Source organism: Marinobacterium sp. MBR-109, assembly GCF_040547565.1.
Lineage (GTDB): Bacteria > Pseudomonadota > Gammaproteobacteria > Pseudomonadales > Balneatricaceae > Marinobacterium.
This window is the reverse complement of the sequence record NZ_JBEPPZ010000002.1, coordinates 372,471-382,951: the sequence shown is the minus strand read 5'-3', so window position 1 is coordinate 382,951 and position 10,481 is coordinate 372,471. Positions and strand designations below refer to the sequence as shown.

General features: G+C 57.5%; 11 protein-coding genes. 5 read left to right on the top strand and 6 right to left on the bottom strand.

What is annotated here, in order from left to right:
• From ABIE60_RS04885 to ABIE60_RS04875, 3 genes are all read left to right on the top strand, one after another.
• Nucleotides 1-761, top strand: a 761-nt coding sequence (locus tag ABIE60_RS04885; RefSeq protein WP_354468202.1) for a hypothetical protein, incomplete at its 5' end; no start/stop codon positions are given.
• 4 nt (nt 762-765) lie between these two features.
• Entirely contained in the window at nt 766-2,460 is a 1,695-nt protein-coding gene (locus ABIE60_RS04880; protein WP_354468200.1) for a DNA topoisomerase III, read from the top strand.
• 92 nt (nt 2,461-2,552) lie between these two features.
• Nucleotides 2,553-3,986 carry an aldehyde dehydrogenase family protein gene (locus ABIE60_RS04875; RefSeq protein WP_354468198.1) on the top strand — a complete coding sequence of 478 codons (1,434 nt, stop codon included), beginning with the start codon at nt 2,553-2,555 and terminating at the stop codon, nt 3,984-3,986.
• A 65-nt stretch (nt 3,987-4,051) separates the two neighbouring features.
• Here ABIE60_RS04875 and ABIE60_RS04870 read toward each other — a convergent pair whose 3' ends face one another.
• From ABIE60_RS04870 to arsC, 5 genes are read right to left on the bottom strand one after another with little or no spacing between them, the layout of a single operon-like run.
• Complete coding sequence (locus ABIE60_RS04870) at nt 4,052-4,966, bottom strand: LysR family transcriptional regulator (protein WP_354468197.1); 915 nt, start codon at nt 4,964-4,966, stop codon at nt 4,052-4,054.
• 33 nt (nt 4,967-4,999) lie between these two features.
• On the bottom strand, nt 5,000-6,667 hold the full coding sequence (locus ABIE60_RS04865; protein ID WP_354468196.1) for a SufS family cysteine desulfurase: 1,668 nt from the start codon (nt 6,665-6,667) through the stop codon (nt 5,000-5,002).
• Nucleotides 6,664-7,050 (bottom strand): DUF2069 domain-containing protein, encoded by a 387-nt coding sequence (locus ABIE60_RS04860; protein ID WP_354468195.1) that lies wholly within the window; start codon nt 7,048-7,050, stop codon nt 6,664-6,666. Before ABIE60_RS04860 ends, ABIE60_RS04865 begins: the two co-directional genes overlap by 4 nt.
• Nucleotides 7,050-7,652 carry an NAD(P)H:quinone oxidoreductase gene (wrbA, locus tag ABIE60_RS04855; RefSeq protein ID WP_354468193.1) on the bottom strand — a complete coding sequence of 201 codons (603 nt, stop codon included), beginning with the start codon at nt 7,650-7,652 and terminating at the stop codon, nt 7,050-7,052. The genes ABIE60_RS04860 and wrbA overlap by 1 nt, the downstream gene beginning before the upstream one ends.
• Nucleotides 7,649-7,999 (bottom strand): arsenate reductase (glutaredoxin), encoded by a 351-nt coding sequence (arsC, locus tag ABIE60_RS04850; RefSeq protein WP_354468191.1) that lies wholly within the window; start codon nt 7,997-7,999, stop codon nt 7,649-7,651. The genes wrbA and arsC overlap by 4 nt, the downstream gene beginning before the upstream one ends.
• 82 nt (nt 8,000-8,081) lie before the next feature.
• On the opposite strand from arsC, the gene ABIE60_RS04845 reads away from it, so the two are divergent.
• Together ABIE60_RS04845 and ABIE60_RS04840 are read left to right on the top strand one after the other, a co-directional pair.
• The gene (locus ABIE60_RS04845; RefSeq protein WP_354468190.1) at nt 8,082-9,323 is read left to right on the top strand and encodes a YihY family inner membrane protein; all 1,242 of its coding nucleotides are present in this window, start codon (nt 8,082-8,084) and stop codon (nt 9,321-9,323) included.
• A gap of 2 nt (nt 9,324-9,325) precedes the next feature.
• Nucleotides 9,326-9,604: an acylphosphatase gene (locus ABIE60_RS04840; protein ID WP_354468188.1), complete on the top strand. Its 279-nt coding sequence runs from the start codon at nt 9,326-9,328 to the stop codon at nt 9,602-9,604.
• On the opposite strand, the gene ABIE60_RS04835 is transcribed toward ABIE60_RS04840, so the two are convergent.
• Nucleotides 9,594-10,481, bottom strand: a complete 888-nt coding sequence (locus ABIE60_RS04835) for a LysR family transcriptional regulator (protein ID WP_354468187.1) — start codon at nt 10,479-10,481, stop codon at nt 9,594-9,596. The genes ABIE60_RS04840 and ABIE60_RS04835 overlap by 11 nt on opposite strands.

The following is a 10,481-nucleotide window of genomic DNA, read 5'->3' as shown; positions in this document are numbered from 1 at the left end:
ACTCAATCCTGATTTACTCCGTTATTAAGTCTCTCATGGATGAAAATCTTATCTTGTTTTTAGGTTTGCTAATTACTCCAAATGGCTTGTTCTCTCCCACAAGGTCATTGGATAAAAAACTACTTAATTATCTTTTTTTGGAAAATAAAATTCTTAAGTACAAACCAATTTATGATCTTGTTTGTCATGATGAATCAGAGCTGTTCCAATATGCTGGATCTGTAAATATCTCATTACCATATGAAGTAGAAAGCTATAGCGAGTACGCTATTTTGCTTAGTCATAAAATATCTTCATTCAATCTTAAAAATAACAGTGGCTCCTTACTAAATATATTGGTAGATATTTCGGTGCATGAATGTTTACGATATTTGGAGTTGTCTTCTGATAAATATAATATAGATATTTATACTGGTAAAAAGACTGAGCTCATTATAAAAGAAGCATTTTTGTATTATAATACAGGGCAAGTGATCAGCCTTCTTTGGTCAAGTATTAAAATCATATTGGCACGTATAAGAGTTGGCAATTATAAAGGAAGAGTTTATCGTAACGCGGTCATTGAATGTTTTGAGCATCTTCTATTTAGTGCGAAGAGTGAAGGCTGGACTGTTGCACGATACAAAAGGTCATTTAATATCCCGCAATGCAGAATAAGCCGGGTACTTTTTGAAGATGTCTTGAATGTAGACGACGATGGGTACGGGTTCTCGTTGGGCTGGTATGAGCAGCAAATTTGTGAAAAATCTCTAAAAGTGTGAAATTATGGAAATATCAATTGAATCAATCAATTACAATTTTTCACAATTTGGTACTTGTAATAGTAATGAAGAAGGCCAGCTGCTGGTGGATGAGGTGATCGACTTTCTCAAGGTGTCGGCCACCAAGCGGGCGCAGGTGCAGCGTTGTCTGATTTCGGACCTGAACCCCGAGGCGGTAAAGCGCGCAATCGCACGCTTGAGGCCCAATCAGGAGTTTGTACCCCTGTCGGTATCCGCACTGGCACACTCCCGCGCCGACTGGCTGTTCGGTATCAACATGACCCGGGCGCTGACCATCAAGGGGCGCAACGCGGGGTATGATGGCGTCCTTTCGGTAGGACGGGTGCAGACCCCGATTCTGGGGCTGGTGGTACAGCGCGATGCCGAGATTGCCGCCTTTGTGCCCAAGCCCTATTACGAAGTGGATGCCCATCTACTCACGGAGCGGGGCGAACGCTTCACCGCCCGCTGGCAGCCGAGCGAAGCCTGTGCCCGTTTTCAGGACGAGGAGGGGCGGGTGTTGTCGAAACCGCTGGCCGAGAACGTGGTGCAGCGGATCAGCGGCCAGCCGGGTGTGGTTACCAAAGACGAGCGCAAGACCGGCCAGCAGGCAGTGCCGCTGCCCTATAACCTGTCATCGCTGCAGATCGACTGCGCCAAGCGCTTCGGGTTGAATGCCCAGCAGGTGCTGGATACGGCTCAGGCGCTGTATGAAAAGCACCAGTTGATCACCTATCCGCGTTCCGATTGTCGCTACCTGCCTGCCGAACATTTTTCCGAGGCGGCCCGCGTCACTCAGGCGGTCGCGCGTACCCAGCCGGAGCTTGCGGGTGCGGTACAGAAGGCCGATTTGAGCCTCAAGTCCAAGGCCTGGAACGACAAAAAGGTGGAGGCGCACCATGCGATCATCCCCACCAGCAAGGCGGCTCCGGGCCGTTTGAGCCGCACCGAGCTGCAGGTGTACAGCCAGATCGCTCGTCAGTATCTGATACAGTTTTACCCGCCCTGTCGTTATGCCGATCGGCGTGTTGAGGTGGAGATTGCCGGTGGCCTGTTTGTGGCCAAGGTGCGCCAGATCATCGATCCGGGCTGGAAGGCGCTGATGGGCAAGGAAGCGCAGGAGGAGGATGAGGGCCAGTTGCCGCCATTGACAGTGGGGGAGCAACTGCAGTGCGAGCGCGGTGAGCTGCTGGAAAAGATGACCCAGCCACCCAAGGCGTTCACCGATGCCAGCCTGCTGGCAGCCATGACCGGCATTGCTCGTTTTGTGCAGGATGCCGAGCTGCGCAAGGTGTTGCGTGACACGGACGGTCTGGGTACGGAAGCCACCCGCGCCGGGATTATTGAGCTATTGTTCAAACGTGGTTTTCTGCAGCGTCAGGGCAGGCAGATTCACGCCACCGAGGCGGGCAAGGCGCTGATCGCGGCACTTCCGGATGAACTGAGCCGCCCGGATATGACCGCACACTGGGAATCGCAGCTGGATGCGATCAGCCGAAAGGCATTCAGCTATCAGGGGTTCATGCAGCCGCTGGAGCAGGCGTTGCCGCAGCTGATCGAGCAGATCCGGCCCCAGGCAATGAATGGCATCAAGGCACCGGCTGGACGAAAGGGTGGTGCAAGCCGAGGCAAACGAAGCGGCAGCACGCGCAGGAAAGGATCACCCACCGCTCGGCGCAAGATGGCAAAAGCCGGTTGAGATTGAGTGGCCAGACCGTGATTTTGTGTGCGTGAGCCGCTACCCTTAACAGATTAAGTATCAGTCACGTGATAACAAGAGAGACACAGAACATGCTGGAAAAACGCGATTTCTATATCAACGGCCAGTGGGTGGCGCCGACTCAGGCCAATGATCTTGAAGTGATTGATCCCTCCACTGAAAACGTCTGTGCCATCATCTCCCTGGGCAGTCAGGTCGATACCGATACCGCTGTCGCCGCGGCCCGTACCGCATTTGAAAGCTGGAGTCAGACCACCAAAGAGGAGCGACTGGCGCTGCTGGAAAAGCTGTACAGCCGCTATAAGGCACGCTCTCAGGAGATGGCAGAGGCGATCTCGCTGGAGATGGGTGCCCCCATTGCGCTGGCGCAGAGTGCTCAGTGGGGCGCGGGTGCCGGTCATCTGAAAAATTTCATTCGTGTGCTGCGCGAGTATGAGTTTGAAACCCCGTTGGGCGAGCATGCACCGGGCAACCAGATTCTGCGTGAGCCGATCGGCGTGTGTGGCCTGATTACGCCCTGGAACTGGCCGATGAACCAGGTCACGCTGAAAGTGGCAGCGGCACTGGCAGCGGGTTGTACCATGGTGCTCAAGCCGTCCGAGATTGCGCCGCTTTCGGCCATGCTGTTTGCCGAGATGATCGACGAAGCAGGCTTCCCGGCCGGTGTGTTCAATCTGGTGAACGGCGATGGTGTAGGTGTAGGCACCCAGCTGTCCGGTCACCCCGATATCGATATGATCTCGTTCACCGGCTCTACCCGTGCCGGTATCGCCATCTCCAAAAATGCGGCTGACACGGTCAAGCGAGTCAGTCTGGAGCTGGGTGGCAAGGGGGCCAACATTGTCTTTGCCGATGCGGACGAGAAAGCGGTGGTGCGCGGCGTTCGCCACTGCTTCATGAACTCCGGCCAGTCCTGTAATGCGCCGACACGGATGCTGGTGGAGCGCCCCCTCTATGAACAGGCCATACAGACTGCGATCGAGGTGGCAGCCAAAACCGAGGTCAATCAGGCATCACTGGAAGGCAAGCATATCGGACCGGTGGTCTCCAAAGCCCAGTTCGACAAGATTCAGGGACTGATTCAGCAGGGTATCGATGAGGGTGCACGGCTGGTGGCGGGAGGCACCGGCAAGCCTGACGGGATAAGTGAGGGCTACTTTGTGCGCCCAACCGTATTTGCCGATGTGACCAACGAGATGACCATCGCCCGTGAGGAGATCTTTGGCCCGGTGCTGTCGATCATCCCGTTCGACAGCGAGGAAGAGGCGCTGCGCATCGCCAATGACAGCCCTTACGGCTTGACCCACTATGTGCAAACGCAGGACGCCGACACGGCCCGACGGGTGGCGCGCAAGCTGCGTTCGGGCATGGTACAGATGAACGGCGAGGCGCTCGGTGGTGGTGCGCCCTTTGGTGGCTACAAGCAGTCGGGGAATGGCCGCGAGGGTGGCCCCTGGGGGCTGGAGGAATACCTGGAGGTTAAAGTGGTAACCGGCTGGAGCTGATCCCGTCCGGTGCTGTTTTGCAGACAGCAGCCCCGCGCCGGCATCGCCGTGCGGGGCTGTGTATGTCAGCCGTCCAGATGGACCAGTCGGTTCTGTACCCAGGGGTGATCACGCAAACGCTCTGACATGTGGTCGAGAAAGGCGCGTACCCGGGGGTTCAGGTTGCGGCGGCTGGCATAGAGGGCATTGATTTCCAGCGGGTCCAGGGTGAACTCCTCCAGAACCCGTACAATGCGACCTGTCTTGACCAGCTCGCCACAGAACACTTCCGGCAGACGCCCGACCCCCATGCCCTGCAGAATCATTTCCCGTACGAAACTCATGCTGTTGGTGCGCAGGCGGCCCCCCATGGTGACCGGCTCACTGTCGTTCCAGTTACTGAAACGCAGGTGGTCAAAGGGCTTCAGCAGGCTGATGCACTGGTGATGTGCCAGGTCGTCCGGTGTTTTCGGCATACCGTGCTGTTCAAGGTATTCAGGTGTCGCGAACAGACCCCGGTGCAGCCCTGCGATGTGGCGCGCAATCAGGCTTGAGTTGGGCAGGGGGCCCAGCCGCAGCGCCAAATCGACCCCTTCCTCGATCAGGTCCACGGTACGCGTGCTCAGCTCCACATCGACCTCCAGCCTTGGGTAGGTCTGCATGAAACTGGTGATCACCTCGTTCATCATGAACACGCCGATCTCGGTGGGCATGGTCAGACGCAGGCGGCCACGCAGCTCGGTGCGTGACGCGCTGATATCATCCTGCACCGCTTCAAGATCATCCACCAGTGGCTGAGCGCGACTGAACAGCTCTTCACCTTCCGGAGTGAGTTTGAGTTTGCGGGTGGTACGCTGGATCAGCCTGATGCCCAGCGTGTCTTCCAGCTGCGCAATACGGCGGCTGATGGTGGACTTCTGTACGTTGAGGCTTTCGGCAGCTGCAGTGAAACTGCCGGTCTCGACAACACGGATAAACAGGCTGAGGTCATTCAGATTCATCAAACACTCCAGAACAGAAACAGGGGTTCGGATCTAGCTGCGCGGGTCGCGAGCAAAGGCCTCGATGGCCCGGATAATGGCCATTACCCCGTTACCCTTGGACGGGCTAAGGTGGCGGCGGATATCCAGTTGATCCAGAACAGCGCCGAGGTCGGTACTCAGCAGCTCGGCCGGTGTAAGACCGTTGATATGATTGAGCAGCAGTGCCAGCAGGGCTCGCAGTATGCGGGCATCGGCGTCGGCCTGACAGGCCAGACGACCGGTGTCATCCAGCGCCGGTACCAGCCATACGCGCGATTCGCAGCCATGCAGACGGTAGCAGTCCTGCTTGAAGGCATCGGGCAGGCCGGGAAGGCTCTGGCCGAGCTGCATCAGGGCCTGATAGCGCGTGCTCCAGTCTGTTGCAGAGTATACCGCTTCCAAGCGTTTTTGGGAGCTGTTTTGTTCGATAAATGCAACATTGGCCGAGGTGTTCTGGCTCTGAATCAACCGATCCAGGCAGCTGGCGAGCTGTTCGGCTTCATCCAGTCGGTTGTAAAAGGCAAAGGATGCGCGCAGTGAGCCTGGCAGTCCCAGCGACTGCATCAGCGGCATGGCGCAGTGGTGACCGGCACGGACGGCAATACCGTGACGATCAAGCCAGTGGGCCACATCCTGTTGGTGGAAACCTTCAAGTTCAAACGACAGCAGACTGACTCGATCACTGCCAAAAGGCAGCTCACGGAAGCCTTTAAGTTGCGAGCAGCAGTCTCGTGCGTGCTGTAGAAGTGTCTGTTCATGCCGTTCCATAGCCGTACGATCCTGCTGCTGCAGATATTCAATTGCGGCGGCCAGCCCTATGGCGCCCTCGATATTGGGCGTACCGGCTTCAAGGCAAAACGGCAGGTCGGCATAGCTTGTTCCGCTGAAGCTTACTTCATGAATCATTTCGCCGCCACCTTGCCAGGGTGGCATGTCCTCGAGCAACTCACGTCGCCCCCAGAGTGCACCGATGCCGCTGGGACCAAACAGCTTGTGGCCCGAGAACGCATAGAAATCACAGCCGAGCCTGCTCAGGTTGACATCAAAATGGGGCAGCGCCTGAGCGCCGTCCACCAGTGTGGTTGCGCCGGCCTCTCGGCCCAGACGACACAGCTGCTCAATCGGATAGCGGGTGCCCAGTGCGTTGGAAACATGACTCAGGGCGATCAGTTTGGGCTGTTTCTGCAGCAACAGCCGGTAGGCGTCAAGATCGAGATCACCGTCGGGCTGCAGTGGAATCACCTCGATACGGGCACCCGCCGCTTCAGCCAGCATCTGCCAGGGTACGATATTGGCGTGATGGGCGCTCTGCATCAGCAGGATCAGATCACCTGCACGCAGCCGGCTACGGCCCCAGCTCTGCGCGACCAGGTTGATCGCTTCAGTGGTGCCGCGGGTCCAGATCAGGCAGGCGGGATCGCTGACACCCAGCCAGTGTGCCAGCGTGCTGCGGGCATCTTCAAATGCGGTTGTGGCCTGCGCCGACAGCGCATGACTGCCGCGATGTACATTGGCGTTGGCCGTCTTGTAAAAGCGACTGATGGCATCGATGACGACACGAGGCTTTTGGGTCGTGGCCGCATTATCGAGGTAGATCAGTGGCTGGCCATGCACTCGCTGCGACAGCAACGGGAAATCCCGCCGCCAGCGCACAGGGTCGGAATGGCTGGAGTTGCTCAAGCCGTTGCCTCGGCTGCCTGAAAGCGGTCAAGCTGACTGCGCCAGCGCGCATACAGCATGGCAGCGTTAAACAGTGTCACCAGCAGTACGCAGTCGATGATGCCGAGCCAGCGCGTGGGTGGCACCAGTGCGGCAATCACGGCTTCAAGGAAGTAAAGCAGCAGCACAAAGCAGAGCCAGGCATGACCGCGTGGCTTGCCGGTGATGACAACCGGAGCAAAGGCTGCAAGCGGCAGGACGTGTACCAGCCAGATCACCCAGGGATTGTCACCCTGTGAAGGTGATAGCCAGAGGTACCAGAGAGTAAACAGCAGCAGCAGGCCAGAGTAGCTCAAGAGAACCAGGGTGCGACTGATGCGGGTTTTAAGTTCCAGAGTGCTCATCAGATCTCCCGATGCAGTTTGAGGGCCAGCTGAGCCAGGCGTCGGCCCTGCTTGATCGCCAGCGCTTTTTCATGTTCATCCAGTTCAGAGCGGTCGCCCTGACCACTGACGTGGGTTGCCCCGTAGGGTGTGCCGCCGGTCTGAGTTTCCAGCAGTTCGGTTGCACTGTAGGGCAGTCCCGCCAGCACCATGCCATGATGCAGCAGGGGCAGCATCATGCTCAGAAGGGTGGTTTCCTGGCCGCCGTGAAGGCTGGCGCTGGAGCTGAACACACAGGCGGGCTTGTCGATCAGAGCGCCAGACAGCCAGAGGCTGCTGGTGGAGTCGATAAAGTATTTCAGCGGGGCTGCCATATTGCCAAAGCGGGTAGGGCTGCCAAGTGCCAGACCGGTGCACTGGGCCAGGTCGGACTCGGTACAGTAGATGTCACCACTGTCGGGTACTTCAGGCTGGACCGCTTCGCACACCGCCGATACCGGAGGGACGGTGCGAAGCCGTGCCTCTAACCCCTCGGCCTCGACCCCGCGCGCAATCTGGTGCGCCAGTGCGCGGGTGGCACCGGTACGGCTGTAGTACAGCACCAGTACATAGGGCTGGCTCACGCGATAATCTCCAGTACCGCTTCCGGCGGGCGACCGATGCGGGCGCGATCGCCGTTGATGACGATCGGGCGCTCAATCAGCTTGGGATACTGGGTCATCGCCTTGATAATGGCGGCATCATCCAGCTCCGGGTTGTCCAGACCGGCTTCCTTGTACTCGACTTCTTTTACGCGCAGCAGCTCGCGCGGGCTTATGTTCAATGCTGCCAGCACTTGCTTCAATTCGTCAGCCGTTGGGACATCCTTCAAATATTCGCGCACCTCAGGCTCGATACCCTGTTCCTGCAGGAGTTGAAGGGTCTGGCGTGACTTGGAACAGCGTGGATTGTGATAGATGCTAATCGACATAAGGGCTCCGTTTCGGGCTTTCAATACAGTCTCTGGGGCCCTATTGTATAGGGCAGAACCTTGTTTAGTTAAGAGAGAGTGTATGCAGAAGGGATCCCTGCCGGCCGTAATGGTGTTTATTCGTTCACTGGCGCGTCAGTTTCAGGCCAATCAGGGCATACTGAATGCGGCGGCACTGACCTATACCACGCTGTTTGCCGTTGTGCCCTTGATGACGGTGTCCTACTCGATGCTGGCCGCAGTGCCAAACTTCAAGGGTGTGGGTGAGCAGGTGCAAGTCTGGATATTCCAGAACTTTGTGCCTGCTACCGGTGAGGTGGTTCGGGACTATCTGGGTACATTTGCCTCTCAGGCACAAAGCCTGACGGTAATCGGTATCGTGTTCCTGGTCATCACCTCGATCATGATGATGAAAAACATCGAGGCGGCCTTCAATCGAATCTGGCGTGTGGCTGAGCCACGCAAGGGGCTGTCCAGTTTTCTGCTCTACTGGGCCGTGCTGAGCCTTGGACCCATCCTGATTGGTCTGGGGTTGCTGCTGACTTCGTATATTGCCAGCCTGTCGTTCATCACCAGTGCCACCGAAATGGTGGGGCGTGCCCGACTGTTGTCAGTGTTGCCGCCGTTCTTTTCGGCGCTGGCCTTTATGCTTCTGTATGCCGCGGTGCCAAACTGCCGGGTGCCGCTGCGAAATGCCGCTATTGGTGGTCTTTTCGCAGCGATCCTGTTTGAAATCGCCAAGCGTGGTTTTGTTCAGTTTGTCACGCTGTCGCCGTCCTACCAGCTTATTTATGGCGCCTTTGCGGCAGTGCCCCTGTTTCTGGTCTGGATCTATATCAGTTGGGGAATCATTCTGCTGGGGGCTGAGTTGACACGCTTGCTGACGGTGAGTCAGGTCAGCAAGTACCGAACAAATGAACCTCACCTGTATACTGTTTTGGCAGTGCTGCAGCGCCTCTGGCGGGCACAGCAGGAGGGAGAGCCCGTACCTGACCGGGTGTTGCTGAAAGAGATTCCCGGGCTTGATCAGGGGCGCTGGGATGACTATGTACAGCTGCTCAGTGGTGCTGGACTGATTCGGCGTACAGAAGGTGGGCAGTATCTGCTCAGTCGTGACCTGAGCAGCTATACCCTGTTGCAGTTGCAGCAGGAGCTGCCCTGGCCACTGCCGGACCCGTTACCTGAAGAGGATGAGCACTGGCAGCGAGAACTTCAGGTAAGATTGCGTCAGTTGCAGGCGCAGCGAGGCGAAGCCCTTAATCTTAGCCTGCAGTCACTGTTCCGTGACGATGATACGCAACACAAAGTGGAAGCACAGGAGTAACAATGGCAAAAATCTGTGTGCATGCCCGGGTAACCGGCCGGGTACAGGGTGTCTGGTTTCGTCATTTTACCCGCGAACAGGCGGAGGCAAACGGTCTGACCGGTTGGGTCCGCAATTTGCCGGACGGATGTGTCGAAGCGCTGTTGTGTGGTGAAGAGAAGGCTGTACGCCATGTAGAGGCCTGGCTCAGTACAGGGCCAGAATTGGCCAACGTGGCGGATGTCAGCTCTGATGATCAGCCTTTCGATGACAGCCTGCAGGGGTTTGACATTATCGACTGAGCGCTGTCTTGAGCCATTGTGCCAGCTGGAGAGCCCGTGGCGATGCGGTCTCGCCCGGTAGCCACAGACTGAGCCTGGCATCGGTCTCAAGAAACCCCCATGGGGCTGCCAGCCGGCCGGTACGCAGATCCTCTTCCACCAGATATTCCGGCGCAATCGCAACGCCCAGCCCCACCAGTGCCGCTTCCAGCATGTAATTGAGATGCTCGAATGACTGTCCTATGGTCAACTCAGTTATGGCCAGATTCTGCGCACTGCACCAGAGCGGCCACGCCTGTGGGCGCGACAGGGTTTGCAACAGCGGCAGCTGCAGCAGGGCGGCCGGGTCCGGCTCCGGGACCGGTGGTACCAGTTTGGGGTGCATCACCGGGCCGATCCGCTCCGGAGCCAGATCAATCACCAACTGATCGGACGGCCAGGGCGGGCTGGCGAATCTCAGTGCGGCATCCACCCCGGGCCTCATGGCCTGCTCTTCTTCACTGGCGGTCAGGTGCAGCTCAAGCTCAGGGCAATCCTGTTTCAGCTGATCAAGGCGTGGGATGAACCAGCGGGCGAGAAAACTCCCGCTGCAGCTGAGTACCAGTGGAGCGCCGGCCGCCTCGCGTTGCAGGGCGTTGCAGGTGCGTTCAAGCTGTGAAAATGACTCCTGTGTTGTACGGTAGAGGCGGCGTCCGCTGTCGGTCAGTTCAATGCCGCGGCCAACACGCCGAAACAGCTGTACACCGAGTTGCTCTTCAAGTTGCCGGATTTGACGGCTGACCGCACCATGGGTGACGTGCAGGCACTCAGCGGCGCGTGTGATGCTCAACTCGCGCGCAGCCGCATCGAAGGCACGCAAGGCGTTGAGCGAAGGCAGGGAATGCAGGGCTCGTGTCAT

Coding starts and splice junctions, on each gene's coding strand:
- ABIE60_RS04870 (WP_354468197.1), bottom strand. CDS start 4,966: ATGAATCTGAATGACCTCAGCCTGTTTATCCGTGTTGTCGAGACCGGC.
- ABIE60_RS04860 (WP_354468195.1), bottom strand. CDS start 7,050: ATGAGCACTCTGGAACTTAAAACCCGCATCAGTCGCACCCTGGTTCTC.
- ABIE60_RS04840 (WP_354468188.1), top strand. CDS start 9,326: ATGGCAAAAATCTGTGTGCATGCCCGGGTAACCGGCCGGGTACAGGGT.
- ABIE60_RS04845 (WP_354468190.1), top strand. CDS start 8,082: ATGCAGAAGGGATCCCTGCCGGCCGTAATGGTGTTTATTCGTTCACTG.
- ABIE60_RS04875 (WP_354468198.1), top strand. CDS start 2,553: ATGCTGGAAAAACGCGATTTCTATATCAACGGCCAGTGGGTGGCGCCG.
- arsC (WP_354468191.1), bottom strand. CDS start 7,999: ATGTCGATTAGCATCTATCACAATCCACGCTGTTCCAAGTCACGCCAG.
- ABIE60_RS04835 (WP_354468187.1), bottom strand. CDS start 10,481: ATGACACGAGCCCTGCATTCCCTGCCTTCGCTCAACGCCTTGCGTGCC.
- ABIE60_RS04880 (WP_354468200.1), top strand. CDS start 766: ATGGAAATATCAATTGAATCAATCAATTACAATTTTTCACAATTTGGT.